Annotated in this window: 26 protein-coding genes; 14 read left to right on the plus strand and 12 right to left on the minus strand. The window is 66.9% G+C overall.

Annotation, left to right across the window (positions count from 1 at the left end; genetic code table 11):
* Positions 1-33: 33 nt before the first annotated feature.
* Positions 34-537, plus strand: coding sequence for a hypothetical protein (locus tag CURTO8I2_RS00580; protein WP_159677789.1), 504 nt, complete (start codon positions 34-36; stop codon positions 535-537).
* 96 nt (positions 538-633) lie between these two features.
* On the opposite strand, the gene wecB is transcribed toward CURTO8I2_RS00580, so the two are convergent.
* The 3 genes from wecB to CURTO8I2_RS00595 all read right to left on the minus strand — a co-directional run bounded on the left by wecB (position 634) and on the right by CURTO8I2_RS00595 (position 3580).
* Positions 634-1773: a UDP-N-acetylglucosamine 2-epimerase (non-hydrolyzing) gene (wecB, locus tag CURTO8I2_RS00585; RefSeq protein ID WP_236550956.1), complete on the minus strand. Its 1140-nt coding sequence runs from the start codon at positions 1771-1773 to the stop codon at positions 634-636.
* Between the two features lie 49 nt (positions 1774-1822).
* Positions 1823-2764, minus strand: a complete 942-nt coding sequence (locus CURTO8I2_RS00590; RefSeq protein ID WP_159681481.1) for an electron transfer flavoprotein subunit alpha/FixB family protein — start codon at positions 2762-2764, stop codon at positions 1823-1825.
* 69 nt (positions 2765-2833) lie between these two features.
* The gene (locus tag CURTO8I2_RS00595) at positions 2834-3580 is read right to left on the minus strand and encodes an electron transfer flavoprotein subunit beta/FixA family protein (protein WP_159677790.1); all 747 of its coding nucleotides are present in this window, start codon (positions 3578-3580) and stop codon (positions 2834-2836) included.
* A gap of 277 nt (positions 3581-3857) precedes the next feature.
* On the opposite strand from CURTO8I2_RS00595, the gene CURTO8I2_RS00600 reads away from it, so the two are divergent.
* The 5 genes from CURTO8I2_RS00600 to rfbD all read left to right on the plus strand — a co-directional run bounded on the left by CURTO8I2_RS00600 (position 3858) and on the right by rfbD (position 8545).
* On the plus strand, positions 3858-5066 hold the full coding sequence (locus CURTO8I2_RS00600; RefSeq protein ID WP_236550957.1) for a glycosyltransferase: 1209 nt from the start codon (positions 3858-3860) through the stop codon (positions 5064-5066).
* A gap of 83 nt (positions 5067-5149) precedes the next feature.
* On the plus strand, positions 5150-6205 hold the full coding sequence (gene rfbB, locus CURTO8I2_RS00605; RefSeq protein ID WP_159681482.1) for a dTDP-glucose 4,6-dehydratase: 1056 nt from the start codon (positions 5150-5152) through the stop codon (positions 6203-6205).
* Entirely contained in the window at positions 6202-7089 is an 888-nt protein-coding gene (gene rfbA / locus CURTO8I2_RS00610; protein ID WP_159677794.1) for a glucose-1-phosphate thymidylyltransferase RfbA, read from the plus strand. Before rfbB ends, rfbA begins: the two co-directional genes overlap by 4 nt.
* Complete coding sequence (gene rfbC, locus CURTO8I2_RS00615) at positions 7086-7643, plus strand: dTDP-4-dehydrorhamnose 3,5-epimerase (protein ID WP_159677796.1); 558 nt, start codon at positions 7086-7088, stop codon at positions 7641-7643. The genes rfbA and rfbC overlap by 4 nt, the downstream gene beginning before the upstream one ends.
* Positions 7640-8545, plus strand: coding sequence for a dTDP-4-dehydrorhamnose reductase (rfbD, locus tag CURTO8I2_RS00620; RefSeq protein ID WP_159677798.1), 906 nt, complete (start codon positions 7640-7642; stop codon positions 8543-8545). Before rfbC ends, rfbD begins: the two co-directional genes overlap by 4 nt.
* A gap of 69 nt (positions 8546-8614) precedes the next feature.
* Here the strand turns inward: rfbD and CURTO8I2_RS00625 are convergent, their stop codons facing one another.
* A complete protein-coding gene (locus tag CURTO8I2_RS00625) occupies positions 8615-10027 on the minus strand; it encodes a mannose-1-phosphate guanylyltransferase/mannose-6-phosphate isomerase (RefSeq protein WP_159677800.1) in 1413 nt (470 codons plus the stop codon).
* Between the two features lie 8 nt (positions 10028-10035).
* Positions 10036-11385, minus strand: a complete 1350-nt coding sequence (locus CURTO8I2_RS00630) for a phosphomannomutase (protein ID WP_159677802.1) — start codon at positions 11383-11385, stop codon at positions 10036-10038.
* Between the two features lie 135 nt (positions 11386-11520).
* Between CURTO8I2_RS00630 and CURTO8I2_RS00635 the strand changes: the two genes are divergently transcribed.
* From CURTO8I2_RS00635 to CURTO8I2_RS00645, 3 genes are all read left to right on the plus strand, one after another.
* Entirely contained in the window at positions 11521-12252 is a 732-nt protein-coding gene (locus tag CURTO8I2_RS00635) for a CoA transferase subunit A (protein WP_159677804.1), read from the plus strand.
* Entirely contained in the window at positions 12252-12893 is a 642-nt protein-coding gene (locus CURTO8I2_RS00640; RefSeq protein WP_159677806.1) for a CoA transferase subunit B, read from the plus strand. The genes CURTO8I2_RS00635 and CURTO8I2_RS00640 overlap by 1 nt, the downstream gene beginning before the upstream one ends.
* A 113-nt stretch (positions 12894-13006) precedes the next feature.
* The gene (locus CURTO8I2_RS00645) at positions 13007-13603 is read left to right on the plus strand and encodes an alpha-ketoglutarate-dependent dioxygenase AlkB (protein WP_159677808.1); all 597 of its coding nucleotides are present in this window, start codon (positions 13007-13009) and stop codon (positions 13601-13603) included.
* Between the two features lie 110 nt (positions 13604-13713).
* Here CURTO8I2_RS00645 and CURTO8I2_RS00650 read toward each other — a convergent pair whose 3' ends face one another.
* From CURTO8I2_RS00650 to CURTO8I2_RS00665, 4 genes are all read right to left on the minus strand, one after another.
* Entirely contained in the window at positions 13714-14418 is a 705-nt protein-coding gene (locus CURTO8I2_RS00650) for an ABC-type transport auxiliary lipoprotein family protein (protein ID WP_159677810.1), read from the minus strand.
* Entirely contained in the window at positions 14415-15341 is a 927-nt protein-coding gene (locus CURTO8I2_RS00655; protein ID WP_159677812.1) for an MlaD family protein, read from the minus strand. The genes CURTO8I2_RS00650 and CURTO8I2_RS00655 overlap by 4 nt, the downstream gene beginning before the upstream one ends.
* Positions 15341-16171 (minus strand): ABC transporter ATP-binding protein, encoded by an 831-nt coding sequence (locus CURTO8I2_RS00660; protein ID WP_159681483.1) that lies wholly within the window; start codon positions 16169-16171, stop codon positions 15341-15343. The genes CURTO8I2_RS00655 and CURTO8I2_RS00660 overlap by 1 nt, the downstream gene beginning before the upstream one ends.
* Before the next feature lie 81 nt (positions 16172-16252).
* The gene (locus tag CURTO8I2_RS00665; RefSeq protein ID WP_159677814.1) at positions 16253-17365 is read right to left on the minus strand and encodes an ABC transporter permease; all 1113 of its coding nucleotides are present in this window, start codon (positions 17363-17365) and stop codon (positions 16253-16255) included.
* A gap of 117 nt (positions 17366-17482) precedes the next feature.
* Between CURTO8I2_RS00665 and CURTO8I2_RS00670 the strand changes: the two genes are divergently transcribed.
* On the plus strand, positions 17483-18736 hold the full coding sequence (locus CURTO8I2_RS00670; protein ID WP_159677816.1) for a threonine/serine exporter family protein: 1254 nt from the start codon (positions 17483-17485) through the stop codon (positions 18734-18736).
* Positions 18737-18808: 72 nt separating this feature from the next.
* Here the strand turns inward: CURTO8I2_RS00670 and CURTO8I2_RS00675 are convergent, their stop codons facing one another.
* The 3 genes from CURTO8I2_RS00675 to CURTO8I2_RS00685 form a co-directional block, all read right to left on the minus strand.
* A complete protein-coding gene (locus CURTO8I2_RS00675; RefSeq protein WP_159677818.1) occupies positions 18809-19183 on the minus strand; it encodes an H-NS histone family protein in 375 nt (124 codons plus the stop codon).
* Between the two features lie 167 nt (positions 19184-19350).
* Complete coding sequence (locus tag CURTO8I2_RS00680; RefSeq protein WP_159677820.1) at positions 19351-21045, minus strand: proline--tRNA ligase; 1695 nt, start codon at positions 21043-21045, stop codon at positions 19351-19353.
* A 74-nt stretch (positions 21046-21119) separates the two neighbouring features.
* Positions 21120-21548: a DUF4124 domain-containing protein gene (locus CURTO8I2_RS00685; protein ID WP_159677822.1), complete on the minus strand. Its 429-nt coding sequence runs from the start codon at positions 21546-21548 to the stop codon at positions 21120-21122.
* Positions 21549-21655: 107 nt separating this feature from the next.
* Here CURTO8I2_RS00685 and pssA point away from each other — a divergent pair, with 107 nt between their 5' ends.
* Genes pssA through CURTO8I2_RS00705 form a run of 4 tightly spaced genes read left to right on the plus strand, consistent with a single transcriptional unit; the run spans position 21656 to position 24026 of the window.
* Entirely contained in the window at positions 21656-22426 is a 771-nt protein-coding gene (gene pssA, locus CURTO8I2_RS00690) for a CDP-diacylglycerol--serine O-phosphatidyltransferase (RefSeq protein WP_159677824.1), read from the plus strand.
* A complete protein-coding gene (locus CURTO8I2_RS00695; protein ID WP_159677826.1) occupies positions 22423-22677 on the plus strand; it encodes a hypothetical protein in 255 nt (84 codons plus the stop codon). Before pssA ends, CURTO8I2_RS00695 begins: the two co-directional genes overlap by 4 nt.
* Before the next feature lie 16 nt (positions 22678-22693).
* Positions 22694-23176 (plus strand): ribosomal protein S18-alanine N-acetyltransferase, encoded by a 483-nt coding sequence (gene rimI / locus CURTO8I2_RS00700; protein ID WP_159677828.1) that lies wholly within the window; start codon positions 22694-22696, stop codon positions 23174-23176.
* 55 nt (positions 23177-23231) lie between these two features.
* The gene (locus CURTO8I2_RS00705) at positions 23232-24026 is read left to right on the plus strand and encodes an NYN domain-containing protein (RefSeq protein ID WP_159677830.1); all 795 of its coding nucleotides are present in this window, start codon (positions 23232-23234) and stop codon (positions 24024-24026) included.
* Positions 24027-24033 lie beyond the last annotated feature (7 nt).

Consider the following 24033-nt stretch of genomic DNA (forward strand, 5'->3'; position numbering starts at 1 on the left):
CCTTTACTCACCGAACACCCCCGGAGTGACTCCATGAAATCGAAATTCCTGCTGGCAGCGCCATTGGCTCTGGCCTTTGCGCTGTCGGGCTGCAACCGGTCCGATACGCCCACGACAAGCACCGCTGACGATTCGCCAGCAGCCCCCGCTTCCCAGCCCGCGCCAGCCGCAACGACAGGCCGCGACAGCTTGGCGATTGGGAATGGATTCGCCCTTCCCCGAGGTTTCGCGATGCGCTCCAGGTCGACGAGTGGCGAGGGCGCCGATATCTCCCACGTTGCGCGAGCCGAATTCGAGGGTTCGACCGCGCAAGCGGCGAACGTGCTGCGCAGAGCGTTCGATGAGGCCGGTTTCCAGCAGGTCAGTACGAGCGAGGATGCCGAGGGCGTCGCCACCCGGATTTTCCGTTCCGCCGCCGGGCAGCGGGTCCGGGTCGTGTTCGTGCCGAAGGGTCCCGCTCTCAAGGTCGAGCTCCAGATGGCGGATGCCTCTGGCCTTGCGACGTTCTATTGGCAGGATGTCGTCGCTTCGAACTGAGTGATTCGATCCCGGTGCCTGTCTGGTTTCAGCAGGTGCCGGGCTGCGAGACCGCCAGCCAGACGCGGAACCGCGGTTCCGATGGATTGCTCGGCATCAGGCGGGTGGGGTGAGGTGTCCGGTGATAATCGTCGCAATCCGTTCCGATGCCTTGCCATCGCCATAGGGATTTCTCGCTCCGGGCGTGGCCGGCGGGCTCGCCCGCTCGTCGAGCAGATGTTCCACTGCGTTCCTGATGCGGGCGGGGTCAGTCCCGACCAGTCGGATTGCACCTGATGCGACGCCTTCGGGGCGTTCCGTTGCTTCCCTCATGAGCAGGACTGGCGTCCCCAGGGACGGCGCTTCTTCCTGGATTCCTCCGGAGTCGGTCAGGATCAGGTCTGCGCGTTGCATCAGCCTCACGAAGGGCAAGTATTCAAGCGGCTCGATCAGCGAGATGCCGGGGATATGCCCCAGCGCGCGCTGCGCTGGTCCACGGATGTTCGGATTGGGGTGAACCGGGTATATGACGTCCAGACCCAGCGCTGCGATCTCCTGCAGCGAACGGCAGATCCGTTCGAACCCTTCACCAAAATTCTCGCGTCTGTGACTGGTGACGAGCACGAGTCCACGCCGACCGGTGCTGGGGGGCAATGCAGCGTCAAGCCGCGCCTGCAGCATGGTGTCTGCGTCGATCCCTGCTGCCGCCTGCAGGATCGCATCCACGGCGGTATTGCCCGTCACGTGGATTCGGTCAGCTGGAATGCCCTCTTGTAGAAGGTTGCGTGCCGAGAGATCAGTCGGTGCGAAGTGCAGACTGCCGAGGGGTGAGGTGAGCCTTCGGTTCATCTCCTCGGGGAAGGGTGCTGACATGTCGTGGGTGCGCAAACCAGCCTCGACATGCCCGACCGGGACCTGCCTGTAGAACGCCGCCATTGCGGCGGCAAGTGTGGTCGTGGTGTCACCATGGACCAGGACCAGATCGGGTCCGACTTCCCCGATCGCCCGGTGGATTCCATTGAGGGCGCGACCGAACAGGTCGGGCAGCGTCTGATCGGGACGCATCAGGTCGAGATCGATATCGGGATCGATCGAAAAGAAAGACAGCACCTGATCGAGCATCCCGCGGTGCTGCGCAGACACCACGACGATCGCCGAGAGCCCCGCCGACTGGCGAACTGCCTTGATGACAGGGGCCATCTTGATCGCTTCGGGGCGGGTGCCGAAGACGAACATGACCTTCTTGACGTTGGACATCACGCTGCTGTCAGAGGAGGGCGCGGGTTTCTGCGGGGAATGGGCGCGCTCAGAGCGCGGCCTCCAGCTCTGGCAGCACCTTGAACAGATCGCCCACCAGGCCGATGTCCGCGATTTCGAAGATCGGCGCGTCGGCGTCCTTGTTGATGGCGACGATCGTGCCCGCGTCCTTGATGCCGGTCAGGTGCTGGATCGCACCGCTGATGCCGATGGCGACATACAGCTCCGGTGCGATGATCTTGCCTGTCTGGCCGACCTGTAGTTCGTTGGGTACATAACCGGCGTCGACCGCAGCGCGCGAGGCGCCGACAGCCGCGCCGAGCTTGTCGGCGAAGTCGAAGACGATTTTGAAGTTCTCTTCCGAGCCGACACCGCGGCCGCCGGAGACGACACGCCTGGCGCTCTGCAGGTCGGGGCGGTCGGTGCTGCCCGCGGCCAGGCCGATGAAGCGGGTGTGCGTGGGCAGTTCCGCGTCGACGCTGGTGGACTCGATCGCGGCGCTGCCGCCGCGTGCAGCTTCCTGCCAGGACGCGGTGCGTACCGTGGCGACGACCGGCTGGTCGGCCGGGGCTTCGACGGTGACGATCGCATTGCCGGCATAGATCGGGCGCTTGAACACGTGGCTGCTCTCGACGGTCATCAGGTCGGAGATCTGGTTCACGCCCAGCAGTGCGGCAACCACCGGCAGCAGGTCCTTGCCGAACGTGGTCGATGGCGCAAACACGTGGCTGTATCCGGCAGCGAGCTTGGCGATCTGGGGGCCGAGGACCTGCGCGAGCGCCTGTGCGTTTGCCGGATTGGCGACAGCCAGCACTTTGGATACGCCGGCAATCGTGGCGGCCTCGGCGGCGGCGCCGGCCGGATCGGCGGCGAACACCGCGACGTCGATGGACTCGGGCGACAGCGCCTGCGCCGCGGCGACGGTTTTGGCGGTCGCGCTGGCATTCAGGGTGCCGTCGAGGTGCTCGGCGATGACAAGGACTTTGGACATCATGTTCTCCTGCGATCCGGCCCCGGGCCGGACGTCACTGGGCGCCCGCGTGCGCGGGAGCAACGGAATTCAGAGCAGGCCCTTGGCCTTGAGAGCGGCGACCAGCTCGACCGCGTCCTTGACCATGACACCCTTGCCGCGCTTGGTCGGCGCCTCGTAGTGCGTGGTCTTGAGCGTGTCGACCGATTCGACGCCGAGTTCGGCGAACGGGATCGATTCCATCGGCTTCGACTTCGCTTTCATGATGTCGGGCAACTTGATGAAGCGCGGCTCGTTGAGGCGCAGGTCGGTCGTGACGACGGCCGGTAGGTCGACTTCCAGCGTCTCCAGGCCGGCGTCGACTTCGCGCGTCACCGTAGCCTTGCCGTCGGCGATCTCGACCTTCGAGGCGAAGGTCGCCTGTGGGCGGCTCCAGAGCGTCGCCAGCATCTGGCCGGTCTGGTTGGCGTCGTCGTCGATCGCCTGCTTGCCAAGAATCACCAGATCCGGCTGCTCCTTCTCGACGAGCTTGAGCAGGGTGCGAGCGGCCGTCAGCGGCTGAATCGCCTGGTCGCAGACCACGTGGATGGCGCGGTTCGCGCCCATGGCCAGGCCGTTGCGGAGATGCGCTTGGGCGTCGGCGGGCGCGATCGTCGCGACGATTACTTCGGTCGCCACGCCCTTGTCGCGCAGCCGCAGGGCTTCTTCCAGCGCGATTTCATCGAAAGGATTGGCCGACAGCTTGACGCCATCGGTGACCACGCCGGACCCGTCCGGCTTGACCTGGATGCGGACGTTGTAGTCCACCACGCGCTTGTAGGCGACGAGGATCTTCATTGGCATGGAGTCCTTGGGGGCAGGGCGGCGAGTCGCCGAACTTGCGAAGTTTAGCGGCCCCAAGCGGGTGATGCGAATCCGCGGCCATTGCATTCACTCACGGCGTCGAAGACTTGGTAGATGCGAGAGAATGCCCGCCGGTCACCGTTTGTTTTTCAGGGAGCATCCTTTGCGTGTCTTGTTGATCGCTTACGAGTTCCCCCCGGGACCATCTCCGCAGTCCCTTCGCTGGGCGCGGTTTGCACGTGAGCTTGTCGGGCATGGAGTTGAACTCCGCGTGCTGACTGTGCAGCGGGATGCGGAGCGTGTTCGCTTGCCCGCACCGTCAGGACTCGTCATCGACCGCACACCGCCTGGCGCCGTGTCGGGTCTCATCGCACACGTTCGCGCGCGCCACGTCGTCGAGCAGACGGGGCAGCCCTATGCGCCGGGGCGTGCGAACGATGAGAGTGCGGTTGCGTCCTCAGCGGATTTCAACGAGATGTCGCTGAATTGGAAGGGGCGCCTGGTGAGGCAGTTTGATAGGGCGTCGGGAGTCCTTGCGTTTCCGGATCATTTCGGTCAGTGGGCCCATGCCGCCCGGCTGCGCCTGAAGCAGCTTCTTGATGCGTTCGTACCTGACGTAGTGATCAGCTCTCATGAGCCTGCGACGACGCTCGAGTTGGGCCGGGTTGCGCGCGAGCGCGGCTTTGCCTGGCTGGTCGATCTGGGTGATCCGGTCCTGACGAGTTATACGCCGCATAGATGGCGTAGACGGGCTCACCAAGTGGAAGCGTGGACCTGCAGAAACGCAAGTCAGATCATTGTCACCACACCTGCGACCAGGGATCTGCTCGTCGCGCGCCACGACGTGGCTTTCGAGCGTTTTAGCCTACTGCCGCAAGGCTATGACCGAAGCGACGGGCCGGCATATGCACCTGATAAGTCACTGCCTGTCGATCCTGAGACTCTCGAACTGGTCTATACGGGCAGCTTCTACGCTTTCAGACGCCCGCAGGCGCTGGTAGAGGCTGTGGTCGCATCGTCAGGCGTCAGATTGACCGTCGCCACCCGTACGCCGCCTCACTGGCTGATGGAAGTGGCAGAGGCGCATCCTGCGAAAGTGCGTTTAGCCGGTTTTCTCCCGCATGCGGAGTCTCTGGCGCTTCAGCAGAAGTCCGATGTGCTGGTGAACATCGCTAACGATGACCGAGTGCAGACGCCGGGGAAGGTTTTCGAATACTTGGGGGCGGCACGTCCGATTCTTCACATCGGAAGCAGCGAAGGCATTGCCGAATTGCTCCAGGAGCGCCGACGGGGCGTAGTGGCGCCAGAGCATCCTGATGCGGTAAGGAAGGTGCTGGGCCGGCTGGCTGAGATGAAAATTGCTGGAAGCCTGGCTGAGCACTTCGACCTGCGTCTTGACCTGTTTCCAGAGTTCGAGTGGAAAACTCTGGGAGACCGATTGTTTGGGATTGTTGGCGAGCTGTCCCGGGAACGTAGGTGATGCCTTGAAAACGTTCTGAAACTCGGTTCTGGGACGGCCACAGTTATGCTGTGCACTTCGGCGGTTTAGTTCAGGAGACGGAGATGCTCACTTGGCTCGTGACGGGCGGAGCAGGCTTCATTGGAGGCAACTTTGTTCTCGATGCGGTCAGGCGTGGCGTGCACGTGGTCAATCTTGACCTGCTGACATATGCCGGAAATCTGGACACGTTGGCGACCGTGGCCGGCAATCCACGACACGTGTTCGTCCAGGGAAGCATAGGAGACCGCGCGATTGTTTCGCGCGTCTTGACGAAGCACCAGCCCGATGCGGTGCTGAACTTCGCCGCGGAAAGCCACGTCGACCGTTCGATCGACGGCCCGGCGGCGTTCATCGAAACCAATGTCGTCGGCACGTTAGGCCTGCTCGAGTCGGTGCGCGACTACTGGAAGGCGCTGCCGGACGGACGCCGCGAGGCATTCCGATTCCTGCATGTGTCGACCGACGAGGTCTACGGCACGCTGGGTGATACCGGCAAGTTCTCCGAGACCACGCCCTACGCGCCGAACTCGCCGTACTCGGCCTCGAAGGCCGCGTCCGACCATCTGGTGCGCGCGTTCCACCACACCTACGGGCTGCCGGTGCTGACCACCAACTGCTCGAACAACTACGGGCCGTATCACTTCCCCGAGAAGCTCATCCCGCTGGTGATCGCCAAGGCGCTGGCCGGCGAGCCGCTCCCGGTCTATGGCGACGGCAAGCAGGTCCGCGACTGGCTGTTCGTCACCGATCACTGCGCCGCAATCCGCACCGTGCTCGAGAAGGGCCGCGTCGGCGAAACCTACAACGTGGGTGGCGATTCAGAGCGTCAGAATATCGAGGTGGTCGAGAAGATCTGCCGCCTGCTCGACGCGCGCCGTCCGCGCGAGGATGGCCAGTCGCGCGCGACGCAGATCACCTACGTGACCGACCGTCCGGGCCATGACCGCCGCTACGCGATCGACGCATCGAAGCTGCAAGGTGAACTCGGCTGGAAGCCCGAGCACACCTTCGAGAGCGGCATCGAAGCGACCGTGGACTGGTATCTCGACAACCAGCCATGGGTGCAGCGCATTCTCGACGGCAGCTATCGTCTGGAACGCATGGGAGCCGACGCATGACCGCGCGCAAGGGCATCATCCTCGCCGGCGGCTCCGGAACGCGGCTGTATCCGATCACCAAGGGCGTCAGCAAGCAGCTGTTGCCGGTGTACGACAAGCCGATGATCTACTACCCGCTCAGCGTGCTGATGCTGGCCGGCATCCGCGAGGTGCTGATCATCAACACCCCGCACGAGCAGGTGCTGTTCCAGACCCTGCTCGGCGATGGTTCGCAATGGGGCATGGACATCCAGTACGCCGTGCAGCCGAGTCCGGATGGTCTGGCACAGGCCTATCTGATCGGCCGCGATTTCGTCGGCGGCAGGCCGAGTTGCCTGGTGCTGGGCGACAACATCTTCCACGGCCACGGCCTGACCGACACGCTCAAGAGCGCCGATGCGCGGGGCGATGGTGCGACGGTGTTCGGCTACTGGGTCAACGACCCCGAGCGCTATGGCGTGGCCGAGTTCGATGCGGCGGGCAAGGTCATCGACATCGCCGAGAAACCCGAAAAGCCGCGTTCGAACTACGCCGTGACCGGGCTGTACTTCTACGACGGCCATGCAAGCGACTATGCGGCCGAATTGAGGCCGTCGCCACGCGGCGAACTGGAAGTCACCGATCTCAACCGTCGGTATCTGGATGCCGGCACGCTCTATCTCGAGCAACTCGGACGCGGTTACGCATGGCTCGACACCGGCACGCACCGGTCCTTGCATGAGGCGTCGAATTTCATCGAGACAATCCAGGCAAGACAAGGCTTGCAGGTCTGCTGTCCTGAGGAAATCGCTTACGGCGCAGGCTGGATCGATGCAGCGCAGTTGGAGCGTCTGGCAGCACCGCTCTCGAAGAACAGCTACGGACAGTACCTGATGGGTCTGTTGCGGCGAGGCATCGTGCGATGAGGGTGCTCCAAAGCCGGCTCACCGGTTGCGCGATCATCGAGCCTGCGGTGTTCGGCGATGCGCGCGGTTTCTTCTTCGAGACCTGGAACGCCGAGCGGTTCGGTCAGCACGGCCTGCCGACGAATTTCGTGCAGAGCAACGTGTCGTCCTCGTCGAAGGGCGTGCTGCGCGGCCTGCATTTCCAGTGGCCGCGGCCGCAGGGCAAGCTGGTCAGCGTGCTGCGCGGCGAGGTGCTCGATGTCGCGGTCGACATCCGCCGCGGCTCGCCGACCTTCGGGCAGTGGGAGGGCGTGATCCTGAGCGAGGAGAACAAGCGCCAGTTCTGGATCCCGGAAGGATTTGCGCATGGATTCGCGGTGCTGTCCGACAGCGCGGTCTTCAGCTACCTGTGCACCGACGTCTACGTGAAGGAAGCCGACGCGGGTGTGCGCTGGAACGATCCCGCGATCGGTGTCGACTGGCAGATCGACGCGCCATTGCTGTCCGACAAGGACGCATACGCGCCTTTGCTGGCCGACATCGCCGAGGATCGACTGCCGGTGTTCGCCGCATGACCTCACTGGTCTTCGGCGCGAATGGACAGGTGGGGCAGGAGCTGCTGCGTGCACTCGCGCCGCTGGGCGAGGTGCGCGGCACGACCCGGACCGGCACGCTGCCCGACGGCAGTACGTGCCTGACCGCTGATTTTTCGGATCCGGAGTCGGTCGTTGCGCTACTCGACACGACGCGGCCGACGCGCGTGATCAACGCCGCCGCTTACACCGCGGTCGACAAGGCCGAGAGCGAGCCTGCGGCGGCGCAGGCCGCCAACGCAGAGACCCCGGGCGCGATCGCACGATGGTGCGCTGCGCACGATGTGCGGTTGGTGCATTACTCCACGGACTACGTGTTCGACGGCAGTGGCTCGTGTCCGTATCGTCCCGATGACGCCACGGCGCCGCTTGGTGTCTACGGCGCGAGCAAGCTCGCCGGCGAGGACGCGATCCGCGCTGCCGGTGGCCGCCATCTGATCTTCCGCACCGCGTGGGTCTACGCGGCGCACAGCCAGAATTTCCTCCGCACGATGCTGCGCGTCGGCGCAGAGCGCGACGTGCTGCGTGTCGTCGCCGACCAGATCGGCACGCCGACACCGGCAACGCTGATCGCCGACGTCACTGCGCAGATTCTGCTTGAGGACACGTCGGCCTCCGGTACCTGGCATCTCACCGCAACGGGCGAAACCAGCTGGCACGGTTTCGCACAGGCGATCTTCGACGGTGCCCTCAGGCGTGGCCTGATTGCGCGCCCGCCGACGGTCGAAGCGATCGCCACGGCCGACTATCCGACGCCGGCCAGGCGTCCTGCATATTCGCGACTGGACATCACGACGCTGGAGTACGACTTCGGGATCGCGCTGCCGACCTGGCAGGCTGGACTCGACGGCGTGCTCGATACGCTGGCGGCCGCTCAGCGCTGAGCTTGCGGGGTCGCGGACACCAGAGCGGCGCCCTCGGGCGCCGTTCTGCGTTGAAACGATTCGCGTCGATCAGGCGCGCCCGTACGTATCCTCGAAACGCACGATGTCGTCCTCGCCCAGATAGCTGCCCGACTGCACTTCGATCAGTTCCAGCGGGACCTTGCCCGGGTTGCGCAGCCGGTGCGTCACACCGAGCGGGATGTAGGTGCTCTGGTTCTCGCCCAGCAGCAGCACGTCGTCGCCACGCGTAACCTCGGCGGTGCCGCTGACGACGATCCAGTGCTCGGCGCGGTGATGGTGCATCTGCAGGCTCAGCACGCCGCCCGGTTTGACCGTGATGCGCTTCACCTGATGCCGCGGCCCGTTGTCGATCGAGTCGTAGGCGCCCCACGGGCGGTAGACCTTGCGATGCCAGGCCGCCTGCGGCAGCTCCCGTGACTTGAGTTCGGCCACGACGTCCTTGACCTGCTGGATGCGGTCGCTGCGACCGACGAGGATCGCATCGGGCGTTTCCACGACGATCATGTCTTCCAGCCCGATCATCGCGATCAGGCGTTCGCCGTAGGCGTAGGTATTGCGGCAGTCGATCGACACGACCTCGCCATGGTGGGCATTGCCGTCGGCGTCCTGCGGAGAGACGTCCCGCAGACTGGCCCACGAGCCGACATCACTCCAGCCGGCGTCCAGAGGCATCACAACGGCCGCCTCGGTCTTTTCCATGACGGCGTAGTCGATCGAATCCGACGGGCTCGCCGCGAACGCGTCGGCGTCGAGACGGGTGAAATCCACGTCCTGGCGCGCGGCCGACCACGATGCGCGCACCGCAGCCAGCATGGCGGGCGCATGACGCTCCAGTTCTGCGAGATAGACATCGGCGCGGAACAGGAACATGCCGCTGTTCCAGAAGTGATCACCGGACGCGACGTAGGCCTGGGCGCGCGCCAGATCCGGTTTCTCGACGAAGGCTTCGACCGGCGCAGGAACGTCGCCGCTGCCGGACGCCGACTTGATGTAGCCATAGCCGGTCTCCGGCCCGCGCGGGACCACACCGAACGTCACCAGCTTGCCGGCCTCGGCCGCAGGCAGGGCCGCGCGCACCGCGGCGTGGAACGCCTCGGGGGTCTGCACGACATGGTCCGATGGCAATACCAGCAGCACGGCATCGGGCGTGTCGCGCAGCGCTTCCAGCGCGGCTGCGGCGATCGCCGGCGCCGTGTTGCGGCCGACCGGTTCGAGCACGATCGCCGCCGGCGTCGCGCCGACCTGCTGCAACTGTTCGGCGACGACGAAGCGGTGCGCCTCGTTGGCGACGACGATCGGCCCCGCACCGCCGGCCAGCGGCGCGGCGCGCAACCAGGTCGCCTGCAGCATCGTGCCGGTACCGACCAGGGGCAGGAACTGCTTGGGATGCATCTCGCGCGACAGCGGCCACAGGCGTGTGCCTGAGCCGCCGGAGAGCAGGACCGGGACGATCGTGGACATGGCAGGCCTCAGGCGGACAACAGGGCGGACAGCTCGCGCGTGCGGGCTTCGAGCAACGCGCGGTCCGCGCGCGTCTCGATGTTGAGCCGCAGCAGCGGCTCGGTATTGGAGCTGCGCAGGTTGAAGCGCCAGTCACCGAAATCGGCGCTGATGCCGTCGGTGCGATCGATCGCCGGCGATTGCGCGGCGTAATACGCCATCACGCGATCGACCGCGACCTTTGCATCCGCGACACGGAAGTTGATCTCGCCACTGCACGGAAACTTCGCGACGCGCTCGGCCACCAGATCGCCCAGCGAGCGACCGCTGGTGGAGACGAGCTCGGCGATCAGCAGCCACGGAATCATGCCGGAGTCGGCATACGCGAACTCGCGGAAATAATGGTGCGCGCTCATCTCGCCGCCGTAGACCGCGTCTTCGGCGCGCATTTTTTCCTTGATGAATGCGTGGCCGCTCTTGCACAGCACCGGTATGCCGCCGGCGGCTTCGACCTGCTCGACCGTGTTCCAGACCAGACGCGGATCGTGCACGACCTTGCCGCCGGGCTGCTTGGCGAGAATCGCCTCGGCCAGCAGGCCGACGAGGTAATAGCCTTCGATGAAGGCGCCGGTCTCGTCGAAGAAGAAGCAGCGGTCGAAATCGCCGTCCCAGGCGATGCCGAAATCCGCGCCGTGTTCGCGCACCGCGTCGGCTGTCGCCTGACGGTTCTCGGGCAGAAGGGGGTTCGGAATGCCGTTGGGGAAATTGCCGTCTGCCTCGTGGAACACGCGCACGAACTCGAACGGCAGATGGGGGCTGAGCAGATCGACGATCGAGCCGGCGCCGCCGTTGCCGGCATTGACCACGAGCTTGAGCGGACGCAGCGCCTTGGCGTCCAAGTAGCCCAGCAGGTGCTCGATATAGGCCGATTTGTCGGGCGCGGCGGTTTCGGAGCCGGGCGCGGCGACCGGCCCAGGCAGATTGCCGGCCTCGACCGCATCGGAGATCGCGAACAGGCCCGTATCCGAACTGATCGGCCGCGCATGCTCGCGCACCAGCTTCATGCCGTTGTAGTCCATCGGGTTGTGGCTGGCGGTCACCATGACGCCGCCGGCCGCGCCGAGGTGATCGACCTGGAAATAGACTTCTTCCGTGCCGCCGACGCCGATGTCGATGATCGCGCGCCCTTGGCTGCGCAGGCCTTCCGACAACGCCGCCTGCAGTTCCGGACTGCTCAGGCGCACGTCGCGGCCCAGCACGATCGCGCCTGGCGGCAGCTGACCGGCCAGTGCGATGCCGATGTCGCGGGCGAGGGCGGGATTGAGTTCGTCCGGCACGCGGCCGCGGAGGTCGTAGGCCTTGAAGGCGGGCAGGGGCATGGTCGCTCCATCGGTCGGGAAGTCCGATTCTAGCGGCTCGCGTGGAGGGGACCGTTTGCGCCACTGCACCAAGGTCCAAGGCCGCGACCACGCGCAGCCGGTAGAATCGAAGGCCGTTGCGCCATGAGGATCACAATGAGCGAGCAGAGTTCCGCCGCGGGTCGACGCGGCAAGCAGTATCCCGATGCCGCGACGGCATTGGCCGACATCGTGGCCGACGGCCAGACCTTCGCCGTCGGCGGCTTCGGCCTGTGCGGCATTCCCGAGGCCCTGATCGCCGCTCTGCGCGATTCGGGTGTCAAGGACATCACCGCGATCTCCAACAATGCAGGCGTCGACGGCTTCGGCCTCGGGCAGCTGCTGGAGACCCGGCAGATCCGCAAAATGATTTCGTCCTATGTGGGCGAGAACAAGGAGTTCGAACGCCAGTACCTCGGCGGCGAGCTGGAGCTGGAATTCAACCCGCAGGGCACGCTGGCCGAGCGCCTGCGCGCTGGCGGCGCGGGGATTCCGGCGTTCTTCACCGCGACCGGCTTTGGGACGATCGTGGCGGAAGGCAAGGAAACGCGCGAGTTCGACGGCAAGCATTACGTGCTGGAAACCGCGCTGACCGCCGATGTCGCGCTGGTCAAGGCGTGGAGGGCCGACACGGCCGGCAACCTGGTGTTCCGCAAGACCGCGCGCAACTTCAACCCCGCCTGCGCGATGGCCGGCAAGGTCTGCGTGGCCGAGATCGAGGAACTGGTGGAGATCGGCGACATCGATCCCGACCAGGTGCATCTGCCGGGTATCTACGTCGACCGCATCGTCGTCAATGCGACGCCCGAGAAGCGCATCGAACAGCGCACCGTGCGAGGAGTGAAGTAATGGCCTGGACCCGTGACGAAATGGCCGCGCGCGCGGCGCGTGAACTGAGCGACGGCGCCTACGTGAACCTCGGCATCGGCCTGCCGACGCTGGTGGCCAACCACATTCCGGACGGCATGGACGTCTGGCTGCAGAGCGAGAACGGCCTGCTCGGCATCGGCCCGTTCCCGGCCGAGGATGAGGTCGATGCCGACCTCATCAACGCCGGCAAGCAGACCGTCACCGCGCGCAAGGGCGCGAGCTACTTCGGCAGCCACGACTCGTTCGCGATGATCCGCGGCGGGCACATCGACCTGGCGATCCTCGGTGCGATGCAGGTCACCGGCCGCGGCGATCTCGCGAACTGGATGGTGCCCGGCAAGATGGTCAAGGGCATGGGCGGCGCGATGGATCTCGTCGCCGGCGTGAAGCGCGTCGTGGTGCTGATGGAGCACGTCGCGAAGGACGGCAGCCACAAGATCCTGCCCGAATGCACGTTGCCGCTGACCGGCGTCGGTGTGGTCGACCGGATCATCACGGATCTCGCGGTGTTCGATGTGACCGCAGATGGTCTGGTGCTGATCGAAGCGGCAGATGGCGTGGATACGGAAGAGTTGAGTGCCAAGACCGGCGTTGCGTTTGCAATCGCGAACCGAGGTTGACACCAGTCGCTGAGGTCGGCTCCGGGCACATTCCCGTAGCCGTCTCGCGCCCGCTGCGCACAGGCACCCTGATTCAGCGTCACCTGCGGCGTGCTCATGGGATAAGCCCGGCCATGTTCGACATCTCATCCCTGCCCGAGGCCGATGTGCAGCTCTCCCATCGGTGGATGGACGCGTCTGCGGCGGACACCTTGTTGACGGCTTTGATGGCCGGCATCCCCTGGACCCGCCATCGTCTGCGCATCTTCGGACGCGAGGTCGAGGCGCCGCGGCTCAGTTGCTGGATCGGCGATCCGGGTGCGCTGTATCGATATTCGGGCACGCGGTTCGTGCCTGAGCCCTGGCCTGCGGCCTTGGTGCCGGTGCGCGATGCGTTGTCCGAGGCGGCCGGCGTCGCCTTCAACAGCGTGCTTGCCAATCTGTATCGCGATGGACAGGATGCGATGGGCTGGCACAGCGATGACGAGCGCGAACTGGGGCCGGACCCGGTGATCGCGTCATTGAGTCTCGGTGCGACGCGGCGGTTCGTGCTGAAGGGGCGCACGCCGGATGCCGAAGGCCGGTTCGCGCGGCATGTGCTCGAACTGCCGCACGGCAGTCTGCTGGTGATGCGCGGCGAGACGCAGGCGCGCTTCCGGCACGCGCTGCCGAGGACCGCGCGGCCGGTCGGGCCGCGGATCAATCTGACGTTCCGGCGGATTCTGTACTGAGGCGCGCCGTGGCGGCCTCATCCGCGAGCCAACCGCAGCGCATCGGGCGACGTTATCGGGCCGCGAAGCGGCCGACGTCTGGTGCGCGGCGGTAAATTCTGGCCGAACTCTCAGCGTCGCGACGGCGCCGGCATCGACGCCGCCGGCCGGCGATCGTGCGTCGTCTCGTGTGCGTTACCGGATTCGAGGATCCAGCCGACCATTTCGCCGCTGATGCTCTGGAGTGCAACCGAGAAAGCATCGACGACCTGCGCGACTTCGGTGCTGGATGCGGGCTGCGCTGCGAGGAACGTGCGGGAACCGACCACGGTCTGGTCGATGTTGTGGATCAGTTTGACGTTGGCCTCGATCGTGGCCGCCGGCAGGACGTTGCCGTTGTAGTCGGCTTCGAACCGGCGCAGGTCGATGACCAGCTTGTAATCGGCGGTGATCCCGGCGCCCTGGCGCGCCACGGCGGCGATGTGCCCCGAGTCCTCGAGCGTGCGCAGCACGGTGTCCTGCAGCATGTCGGTCGGCGTCTTCGACCAACTGGCGCCCCGGTAGACCTGCAGCTCCGCCGGGGTCGGTCGCACCGCGATGCGGAAGCTGTCGATCATGCGCGCCGCCGTGGGCGGGCTCAGCATCAGCTGCCAGTCCGCGCGCTGCCAGCCCGGATCGGCTTCGACGCGGGGATCGGGCGCGTAGATCGTCGAGCGTTCACGGTCGCCACCGCCGCCGCCGAGCAGCGAGCTGCAGCCGGCGAGCAGGGTGCCGAACGCGAGTGCGATGGCGAGACGGGGCAGGACGCGCCGTACGGAAGTCGTGAGCGTGATCATTCGGGTTCGAATTCCTTAGGCGCGTCGCGGCCGAGCAGGTAGCGTGCGGGATTGGCGTCGAGACGGTCGCTGATGCGGCGCAGGTCGCGGACCAGCGAGCGCAGTTCGCCGAGCGTCGGCCCGAGCTGCGACAGTCCGTCGTTGGCAAAGCTGCTGATCGCCGCGCGGTTCTCGTTAAGGATGGTGTCCGCGCCCCCGGCGGCCGAATCCATGCGCGCCAGCGTGCTCTCGAGGCTCGCCACGAGGGTCGGCAGCTTCTGCACCAGCTCGCGGTCGAAGTTGGTCATCGCCCGGTTGGTCGTGGTCAGCGTCTGCTCGAGCTGCTCGCTGGCGGTGCGCGCGTTGACGATGATCGCGGCGAGGTCCTCGCGCTGACCCGCGACCGAACCGGTCATGCCTTCGATGTTCTCCAGCGTGTTGGAGATGCGCGCGACGTTCTCCTCGCTGAGCACCTGGTCGAGACGCTCGACCAAGCGGTTCGCCGTGTCGGAGATGTTCTGCAGCGCCGAGGCTTCGGTCTGGATGATCGGTACGCGGTCGTTGTCTTCCGACACCAGCAACGGCGCTTCGGGCGAGCCGCCGGTGAGCTGGATGATCGGCGAACCGGTCAGGCTGGTCATCGACATGCGCGCGCGCGTATCGGTCTTGACCGGCGCATTGGCCTGGACGCGCAGGCGCGCGATCACCTGGCGCGGGTCCTGCGGCGCGAGCTGCAGGGTGTCGACCGTGCCGACGGCGATGCCGTTGTATTGCACGCTGCTGCCTTCGCTCAGGCCGGTCACCGGCTCACGGAAGACGACGTCGAACTCGTTCCAGCTGCGGTCGGACGAATACTTCGCCGCCCACAGCGCGAAGCCGAGCAGCGCGATCGACGCGATGAGCGTGAACGCGCCGATGAGGACGTAGTTGGCTCTGGTTTCCATCAGTGGGCTCCCGAGGCGTGGGCCTTGGCATCGCGTGCGGCACGGCCGCGCGGGCCGTGGAAATAATCCTGGATCCAGGGGTGGTCGACCTGCTCGATCTCGGCCACCGGCGCCACCGCGATCACCTGTTTGTCGGCCAGGACCGCAATCCGGTCACAGATAGCGTACAGAGTGTCGAGGTCGTGTGTGATCAGAAACACCGTCAGTCCCAGCGCTTCCTGGAGCGTGCGGATCAGACGGTCGAACGCCGCCGCGCCGATCGGATCGAGGCCGGCGGTGGGTTCGTCCAAGAACAGCAGCGGCGGATCGAGTGCCAGCGCGCGCGCCAGCCCCGCGCGCTTGCGCATGCCGCCGGAGAGTTCGGCCGGCAGCTTGTCGAGTGCGTTGGCCGGCAGGCCGGAAAGCTTGACCTTCAGCAGCGCCAGTTCGTAGCGCAGCGAGTCGCGCAGATCCGGGTGGTGTTCCTTGAGCGGCACCTGCACGTTCTCGCCCACGGTGAGCGACGAGAACAGCGCGCCATCCTGGAACAGCACGCCGGTATTGCGCTCGATATGCCGGCGCTCCTCGAGATCGCGCGACAGTGCGTCGGCGCCCAGCACTTCGATGGTGCCGGCCTGCGGCGGGCGCAGGCCGAGAATGCTGCGCATCAGGACCGACTTGCCGGTGCCCGAACCGCCGACCACGCCGAGGATCTCGCCGCGACGCACGTCGAGATCGAGCTGGTCGTGCACGGTCTGGCTGCCGAACTGGTTGACCAGGCCGCGCACGCGGATCGCGACGTCGGCGGCGCCGGCATCGGGATTCGACGCGGGCACGCCGGCATCCGGCAGCGCGTCGCGCGCCCGGTCGCCGGTCGCGTCCGGGCGCGGCTGCTGTTTCGAATCTCCGGTCACGAATCACCCGTCACGTTGTCACCAACCCACATGCATGAACCAGATCGCGGCGAACGCGTCGAACACGATCACCAGCGAAATCGTCTGCACCACGCTCGAGGTGGTGCGCTCGCCGACCGACTGCGCCGTGCCCTTGACCTGCAGGCCTTCGAGACAGCCGATCAGACCGATCACCATCGCGAAAATCGGCGCCTTGGACATGCCGACGAAGAAGTGCCGGACGTTCATGGTCTCGTACATGCGCGCCATATAAGCCTGCGGCGGAATGTCGAGGCTGAAGGCACCGACGCACAGGCCGCCGACCAGGCCGGCGATCATCGCCACGAAGGTCAGCAGCGGCAGCATCACCATCAGTGCGACGACGCGCGGGATCACCAGCAGATCCACCGGGTCGAGCCCGAGCGTGCGGATCGCATCGACTTCCTCGCGGCTCACCATCGCGCCGATCTGCGCGGTGAACGCGCTGGCGGTGCGGCCGGCGAGCAGGATCGCGGTCAGCAGCACGCCGAACTCGCGCAGGAACGCGATCGACACGAGTTCGACGACGAAGATCGTCGCGCCGAATTCCGACAGGACGGTCGATCCGAGAAAAGCGATCACCGCGCCGACCAGGAACGACAGCAGCGCGACCAGCGGCACCGCGTCCAGGCCGACCTGCTCCATGTGGTGCACGGTCGAGGTCAGGCGGAAGCGCCGTGGCGCCACCAGCAGGCGGCCGAGCTTGACCAGGGTTTCGCCCAGGAAGCTGACCAGCGAGACGATCTCGCGCCAGTTGTCGTGCATGGTCTCGCCGAGGCGCGCCAGCGCGGCCTGGAACCCGTAGTCGCGCTTCTTCTTCGGGCGGTCGTCGGCCACGTCCTCGATGGCTTCGACCAGTGCGTGGTGGTCGTCGCGGAACCGGAACGTCGAGAAATCGAGATCGCGTTTTTCGGCGAAGCGCAGCAGCTGCAGCACACCGACCGAGTCGAGCCGGTCGACGCCGCTGGCATCCACGACGCCCGCCGGCGCGTCCTGTACGCGCAGCACCCGCTCGATGTCTGCGGCGTGTGCGAGCGTCCAGTGTCCGTGCAGGCGCAGCGACCCACCGTCACCGGCATCGGCGCTGGGCGTGGCGTGTCGAGGGACGGTCATGCAGGCATCGGTCGGTCGAGGTGCAAACGCCGGTGAGCATACCGAAATCGGGCGTGAGGCCGCGCATCACGGGTGGCCGGCCTACCGGGTGCCGGGCGCCCGTGCGATCCTGTGCGGATGTCAGGTGCCACGCCGCTCACCACCGCCAGTTACGCCACGCGCATCGCCTTCGTGGTGGAACTTGCGGAGAATCTGCACGCCTACGGCACCACCGCGCAGCGCCTCGAGGGCGCGGTGATCGCGGTGACCCAGCGGCTGGGGATCGACTGCGAGCCGTGGGTGAATCCGACCGGTATGGTGCTCTCGTTCAGCGATCCGCTGCGACCGCCGGGCGACAGCGACACCACCCGCGTCATTCGCATGTCGCCGGGCGACGTCGATCTCTACAAATTGTGCGAGACCGACCGCATTGCCGAGCAGGTCATGGCCGGCGAGATGGATCTGGCCGAAGGCTATGCGGCCTTGCGCGCGCTCGACGCGCGCCAGCCGCGCGCCTGGGGCAAGGCGCTGCAGGTCATGGGTTTCGCGATGGTGGCGATGGGCGTGGCCGGATTGTGGCGGCTGCCCTGGGCCGACATCGCGACGGCGGGCACCATCGGCCTGCTGATCGGCCTGCTCGACATGGTCACGCGCAACGGCACGCGGCTGAAGGAGGCACACGAGGCCCTGGCGGGCATGCTGGCGGGCCTGGTCGCGATTCTCGTCTCGGCGTTCATCGCGCCGCTGAATCTCAATACCGTGGTGATCGCGTCGCTGATCGTGATGCTGCCCGGCATGGCGCTGACCAATGCCATCAACGAGCTCACCAGCCAGCACCTGGTGTCGGGCACCGCGCGTTTCGCGGGGGCGTTCACGACGGTCCTCAAGCTCACCATCGGCACGATCATCGCGCTCACGCTGATGAAGATGCTCGGCGTCACGCCGAACGTGCGCGCGCTGCGGCCGCAACCCGACTGGGTCGAGTGGGCGGCACTGGCGACCGCAGCCGGTGCGTTCGCGATCCTGTTCCGCGCCGGGCGTCGCGACGTGCTGCTGGTGATGGGCGCGGCCGCATCGGGGTATCTGATCTCGCGCTGGGTCGGTGCCGCGCTCGGGCCGAACATCGGTCTGTTCGTCGCCGCGCTGGTGACGACCGCGGCCGGCAACGGCTATGCACGCTGGGCCAACCGCCCGGGCGCGGTGATCCGGGTGCCGGGACTGATCATGCTGGTGCCGGGCAGCAACAGCCTGCGCGGCCTGATGAATCTCGTGCAGCAGCAGGACATGGCCGCGGGCCAGGAAGCGGCGCTCGTGGTGATGAACATCGTGCTGGCGCTGATCGCCGGCCTGCTGTTCGGCAACGTCGTGTTGCCGGCGCGCAAGAATCTCTGACGCCGCATGCAGAAACGCCCTCCATACGGAGGGCGTTCTGGCGCCGGTGCTGCGCGATATGCGCAGCCGCCGTTACTTCTGGATCAGGAACTCTTCCAGCTTGCGGCCCTTCTTGGTGTGCGCCGCCAGCCACAGCGGCTGCTTGCCACGACCGGTCCAGGTTTCGTTCTTGTTCGCGGGGTTGCGGTACTTCGGCGCCACCTTGCCCAGCTTGCGACCCTTGGTCGCGCTCTTGCGCGCCGCCGGGGCTGCGGCCGATGTCGCGCGCGGCGCAGCGCCACCGAACAGCTCGGCGATGCTGTAACCCTCGGCCGCGGCCAGGTCGGTCAGCTTCTTGCGCACGGCGGTCAGCGGCTTGCGCTTCTTGAGCGTGGTCTTGCGCTCCTTGGCCTGGGTGATCAGCGCGTCGAGCTGCTGGGGGGAAAATGCATTGAGATCAAACGCCATTCGAGTCGGCTCCGGCTGATTATTGGGAATACCAGTCCATTGGCATGGGCGGCATCTTAATCCGGTTTCTCGGGCGCCGACAAACGCGGGGCGCAGCCCCGTGCGCCCCGGCGTGTGCATCCGGGATTATCCGACGGTAAATGCCGCCGGTTTCGCCTCGGAAATCCTCAGCCGCGCAGGCGCGAAAACAGCGCCTCGCGATCGAGATTCTCGGATTCGCTGGCGTCGCGTGCGCGATATTCGAACGCGCCCGACTCCAGGCCGCGCGCCGACACCACGACGCGATGCGGGATGCCGATCAGCTCGATGTCGCCGAACATCATGCCCGGGCGCAGGCCACGGTCGTCGAGCACGGTCTCGAAACCGGCGTCGGCGAGTTCGCGGTACAGCGCGTCCGCGGCCTCGGCCACGTGCGCCTCGTGCTTCGGGTTGATCACACACACCGCCACCTGCCACGGTGCCATCGCGAGCGGCCACAGGATGCCGTTGGCGTCGTGGTTCTGCTCGATCGCCGCGGCGACGATGCGCGACACGCCGATGCCGTAGCAGCCCATGAACGGCACGCTCGCCTTGCCGTTGGCGTCGAGCACCTTGAAATTCATCGCCTCGGCATATTTGCGGCCGAGCTGGAACACGTGGCCGACCTCGATGCCGCGGGCGACTTTCAGTTCACCGCCGTCTTCGGCGCGATCGCCGGCGACGACGTCGCGGATATCGGCGACCACGTCGGCCTCGGGCAGGTCGCGTCCCCAGTTGACGCCGGCGATGTGGAAGCCGGTTTCGTTGGCACCGACGACGAAATCGGCCAATGCGGCGACTTCCAGATCGGCGACGACGCGGATCGGCTTCGCCGCACCGATCGGTCCGAGGAAGCCAGGCGCGGCACCGAGATACGCGGCGATTTCCGCCTCGGTCGCCATGCGGTAATCGGCCAGGCCGTCGACCTTGGCGAGCTTGATCGCATTGACCGCGTGGTCGCCGCGCACCAGCGCGAGCACGAAGGTCTCGCCGGTCATCAGCGCGATCGACTTCGCGGTGCGGGCGAGCGGGATGTCGAGCAGGGCGGCGACGTCCTCGCAGGTCTTTTGCGTCGGCGTGTCCACCTTGCGCAGGGCTTCCGACGCCGCCGGACGCGGCGCGGGCGTGGCGGCGCGCGCGGCTTCGACGTTCGCCGCGTAGTCCGAGCCGGTCGAGAACACCAGCGCATCCTCGCCCGAGTCGGCGATCACGTGGAATTCCTGCGAGGCGTCACCGCCGATCGCGCCCGAGTCGGCCTGGACCGAGCGGAACTCGAGACCCAGGCGGGTGAAGATGCGCGTGTAGGCGGCATGCATCTTCTGGTACGAGGCGGCCATGCCGGCCTCGTCGATGTCGAACGAGTAGGCGTCCTTCATCAGGAACTCGCGGGCGCGCATCACGCCGAAACGCGGGCGGATCTCGTCGCGGAACTTGGTCTGGATCTGGTAGAAATTCACCGGCAGCTGCTTGTAGCTCGCCAGTTCGCTGCGTGCGAAATCGGTGATCACTTCCTCGTGCGTCGGGCCGAAGCAGTACCAGCTCTCCTTGCGGTCCTGCATCTTCAGCAGCTGGCCGCCGAACTTCTCCCAGCGGCCGGTTTCGTCCCACAGCTCGCGCGGCTGCACGGCCGGCATCAGCAGTTCGATCGCGCCGGCGGCGTCCATTTCCTCGCGCACGATGCCCTCGACCTTGCGCAGCACGCGCAGGCCCAGCGGTGACCACGTATAGAGACCGGCGCCCAGCTTGCGCAGCATGCCGGCCTTGAGCATCAGCTTGTGGCTGGTGACCTCGGCATCGGCGGGCGTTTCTTTCTCGGTGCGGAGATGGAACTGCGACAGGCGCATCGGCGGCTTCTGGCTGGGAACGGGGGGCGATAGTGTGCCACGCGCCCCGCGCGTCCCGGCCCGCCGGCCGGGTGTCAGCGGCAGTAGGCGCGCACCGCGGCTTCCGACAGTGCGAGCTGGTCGGCGCGTTCGGCGCCGGCGAGTTCGCGCGGCTTGCCGTCGGCGCCGAGCTGCTGCACCGCGCCGTCGCCCTTGAGCGCGGCGACGTTGGTACGGGCGAGTTCGCACTGGCCGGCGTCGCCGGCGGCGCCCGCGGTGGTGGCGGCAGCCGCGGGTTGGGCGACGGGCGCAGGGGTGGTCGGCGTGGACGACGTGTTGGCGCCCTGCATGTTGCGGACTTCGAACCGCGTGCCCGCGGGCGGCGGCGTCTGCGAATAGTGGGTGACGCCGCGGGCGTCCTTCCAGCTGTAGACCTCGCTGGCGGCGAGCGGGGCGGCGAGCAGGGCGGCGAGCAGGGCGCCGGCGATGAGCCATGCAAGGGCGGTCACGGAAGTGCGGCGCATGGCGGTCCCCGGCAGGTGCTCGAATGTGGCGGCGATTGCAGCACTCCGCGGCCGCAGGCGCAACCGCTGTCGCCGGGCGGCCCGAAGCAGGCGCTACACTGGCCCGCATGAGCCAACCCGACCCGACCCCGCGCCGCGGCCGCGGCATCTATCTGCTGCCGAACCTCTTCACGACCGGCGGCTTGTTCGCGGGGTTCTTCGCGATCATCGCCGCGTCGCAGGGCCGCTTCAGCGCCGCGTGCATCGCGATCTTCGTCGCCGCGGTGCTCGACGGCATCGACGGCCGTGTCGCGCGTCTGACCAATACCCAGAGCGAGTTCGGCGTGCAGTACGACTCGCTGGCCGACCTGATCAGCTTCGGACTGGCGCCGTCGCTGGTGATGTACCACTGGTCGCTGATGGCGATGCGCCTCGACGGCACGACGCTCGGCAAGATCGGCTGGCTCGGCGCGTTTCTCTACGCCGCCTGCGCGGCGCTGCGTCTGGCGCGTTTCAACAGCCAGGTCGCGACGGTCGACAAGCGGTACTTCGTCGGCCTGGCGAGCCCGGCGGCCGCCGGCCTGATGGCGAGTTTCGTCTGGACCTGCCACGAACTCGATTTCACCGGCGATGCGCTGCGCTACGTCGCGCTCGCCGTGACCGTGACCTGCGGCCTGCTGATGGTCAGCCGGATCCGCTACACCAGCTTCAAGGGCAGCGGCACCGGCCCGAAGTCCGATCGCGTGCCGTTCGTGGCGCTGGTGGTCGCGGTCGGCCTGCTGATCGCGATGTGGGTGGATCCGCCGAAGACCCTGCTGATCGCCGCGGTGCTCTATGCATTGTCGGGTCCCACGCTGTGGCTGTGGCGACGCCGCGGAGGCGCGGAGGCCACCTCGTGACCTGGGACGCGCTGCAGATCACGGCGCTCGATGCGCTGGGCCTCGCGCGCTACCGCGTGCAGATGCCCGGGCAGGTGCTGCCGGACGATCCGCTGGTGGACCCGTTGCTGCGCGCCGCGGGCCTGCATCGCGATGCCGACGGGGCCTGCGCGCTCGTGCGCAGCCTCGGCGCGCTGACCGATCTGCGTTCGGCAGCGGCCAAGCGCGCGCTGTGGCCACGCCTGCGCCAGTTGCGCCGCCATGGCGGCTGAGCCGGGAACGCAGTCGATGCCCGCCGACACCGCGGCGGAGGCGCGCGACTGGGCGCTGCGGCCGATGCGCGCGACCGATGTCGATGCGGTCATGGAGATCGAACTGCGCGCCTATCCGTTTCCGTGGACGCGCGGCATCTTCGACGATTGCCTGCGCGCGGCGTATCCGGCGTGGGTGCTGCATGTCGACCGCCGGCTGGCCGGTTACGGCGTGCTGAGCGTGGCGGCCGGCGAGGCGCACGTGCTCAACGTCTGCGTCGATCCCGAACTGCAGGGACGCGGGTTCGGACGTCGCCTGTTCCGCGCGCTGGTGGATCTGTCCCGGCAGCACGGCGCGCAGCGCGTGTTCCTCGAAGTGCGACCCTCGAACCCGACCGCGGTCGCGCTGTATCACGACGAAGGCTTCAACGAGATCGGCCGGCGGCCGCGCTACTACCCGGCGCACAACGGCCGCGAGGACGCGATCGTCATGGCCCGCGAACTGTTCGGCGCGGACTGAAGTCCACCGCCGCGCTGCATCCGGCGCGTACGCGCGCCCCGACCGGAGAACCGCCATGGGCGAGCACACCCGCATCGACAACGAGAAACGCATCGCGCTGCTGATCGACGCCGACAACGCGCCGGCGGCGAAGATCGACGTGATCCTGGCCGAGGTCGCGCGTCACGGCGTGGCCAACGTGCGCCGCGCCTACGGCAACTGGAAGAGCCAGCATCTCGTGGGCTGGGAGAAGGTGCTGCACGAATACGCGATCCGCCCGATCCAGCAGTTCGCCTACAGCACCGGCAAGAACGCGTCCGACATGGCGATGGTCATCGACGCGATGGACCTGATGTACGCGCGCAATCTCGACGGCTTCGCGATCGTCTCCAGCGATGCCGACTTCACTCCGCTGGTGATGCGCCTGCGCAACGACGGGTATGCGGTCTACGGCTTCGGCCAGGAAAAAACCCCGACGCCCTTCGTCAAGGCGTGTTCGACCTTCCTGTACCTGGAGAAGCTGCGCGCGGCCGATGACGCCGACAGCGGCGGCACGACCAAGCCGCGGACGGGACGCGAACTGCAGGCCGATCGCGAACTGGTGCAGCTGCTGCGCAATGCGGTCTCCGCGGGCGCCGACGATGCGGGCTGGTCGCATCTGGGCGAAGTCGGCAGCCACGTGCGCAACCAGGGCTCGTTCGATGCGCGCAACTACGGCTACCGCAATCTCAGTGCGCTGATCGACGCGACCGGGCTGTTCGAAGTGCGCCGCGTCGGGCAGGCGGTCGAGATCCGCGAGGCGCCGAAGCAAGCGCCTGCGAAACAGGCTGCGCGTACGCGCGGACGTCGCAAACCGGCCAGCCCGGACTGACCCGCGC

Origin of the sequence: Luteimonas sp. 9C (genome assembly GCF_902506295.1) — a bacterium.
Classification (GTDB): domain Bacteria; phylum Pseudomonadota; class Gammaproteobacteria; order Xanthomonadales; family Xanthomonadaceae; genus Luteimonas.

Excerpts from the sequence above, each read along its gene's own strand:
- CURTO8I2_RS00595 (WP_159677790.1), bottom strand. The coding sequence starts at position 3,580 with ATGAAGATCCTCGTCGCCTACAAGCGCGTGGTGGACTACAACGTCCGC.
- CURTO8I2_RS00675 (WP_159677818.1), bottom strand. The coding sequence starts at position 19,183 with ATGGCGTTTGATCTCAATGCATTTTCCCCCCAGCAGCTCGACGCGCTG.
- CURTO8I2_RS00640 (WP_159677806.1), top strand. The coding sequence starts at position 12,252 with ATGGCCTGGACCCGTGACGAAATGGCCGCGCGCGCGGCGCGTGAACTG.
- CURTO8I2_RS00655 (WP_159677812.1), bottom strand. The coding sequence starts at position 15,341 with ATGGAAACCAGAGCCAACTACGTCCTCATCGGCGCGTTCACGCTCATC.
- rfbC (WP_159677796.1), top strand. The coding sequence starts at position 7,086 with ATGAGGGTGCTCCAAAGCCGGCTCACCGGTTGCGCGATCATCGAGCCT.
- CURTO8I2_RS00665 (WP_159677814.1), bottom strand. The coding sequence starts at position 17,365 with ATGACCGTCCCTCGACACGCCACGCCCAGCGCCGATGCCGGTGACGGT.
- pssA (WP_159677824.1), top strand. The coding sequence starts at position 21,656 with ATGAGCCAACCCGACCCGACCCCGCGCCGCGGCCGCGGCATCTATCTG.
- rfbA (WP_159677794.1), top strand. The coding sequence starts at position 6,202 with ATGACCGCGCGCAAGGGCATCATCCTCGCCGGCGGCTCCGGAACGCGG.
- CURTO8I2_RS00670 (WP_159677816.1), top strand. The coding sequence starts at position 17,483 with ATGTCAGGTGCCACGCCGCTCACCACCGCCAGTTACGCCACGCGCATC.
- rfbD (WP_159677798.1), top strand. The coding sequence starts at position 7,640 with ATGACCTCACTGGTCTTCGGCGCGAATGGACAGGTGGGGCAGGAGCTG.
- CURTO8I2_RS00635 (WP_159677804.1), top strand. The coding sequence starts at position 11,521 with ATGAGCGAGCAGAGTTCCGCCGCGGGTCGACGCGGCAAGCAGTATCCC.
- CURTO8I2_RS00685 (WP_159677822.1), bottom strand. The coding sequence starts at position 21,548 with ATGCGCCGCACTTCCGTGACCGCCCTTGCATGGCTCATCGCCGGCGCC.
- rimI (WP_159677828.1), top strand. The coding sequence starts at position 22,694 with ATGCCCGCCGACACCGCGGCGGAGGCGCGCGACTGGGCGCTGCGGCCG.
- CURTO8I2_RS00705 (WP_159677830.1), top strand. The coding sequence starts at position 23,232 with ATGGGCGAGCACACCCGCATCGACAACGAGAAACGCATCGCGCTGCTG.
- wecB (WP_236550956.1), bottom strand. The coding sequence starts at position 1,773 with ATGTCCAACGTCAAGAAGGTCATGTTCGTCTTCGGCACCCGCCCCGAA.
- CURTO8I2_RS00680 (WP_159677820.1), bottom strand. The coding sequence starts at position 21,045 with ATGCGCCTGTCGCAGTTCCATCTCCGCACCGAGAAAGAAACGCCCGCC.
- rfbB (WP_159681482.1), top strand. The coding sequence starts at position 5,150 with ATGCTCACTTGGCTCGTGACGGGCGGAGCAGGCTTCATTGGAGGCAAC.
- CURTO8I2_RS00590 (WP_159681481.1), bottom strand. The coding sequence starts at position 2,764 with ATGTCCAAAGTCCTTGTCATCGCCGAGCACCTCGACGGCACCCTGAAT.
- CURTO8I2_RS00650 (WP_159677810.1), bottom strand. The coding sequence starts at position 14,418 with ATGATCACGCTCACGACTTCCGTACGGCGCGTCCTGCCCCGTCTCGCC.
- CURTO8I2_RS00645 (WP_159677808.1), top strand. The coding sequence starts at position 13,007 with ATGTTCGACATCTCATCCCTGCCCGAGGCCGATGTGCAGCTCTCCCAT.
- CURTO8I2_RS00630 (WP_159677802.1), bottom strand. The coding sequence starts at position 11,385 with ATGCCCCTGCCCGCCTTCAAGGCCTACGACCTCCGCGGCCGCGTGCCG.
- CURTO8I2_RS00580 (WP_159677789.1), top strand. The coding sequence starts at position 34 with ATGAAATCGAAATTCCTGCTGGCAGCGCCATTGGCTCTGGCCTTTGCG.
- CURTO8I2_RS00625 (WP_159677800.1), bottom strand. The coding sequence starts at position 10,027 with ATGTCCACGATCGTCCCGGTCCTGCTCTCCGGCGGCTCAGGCACACGC.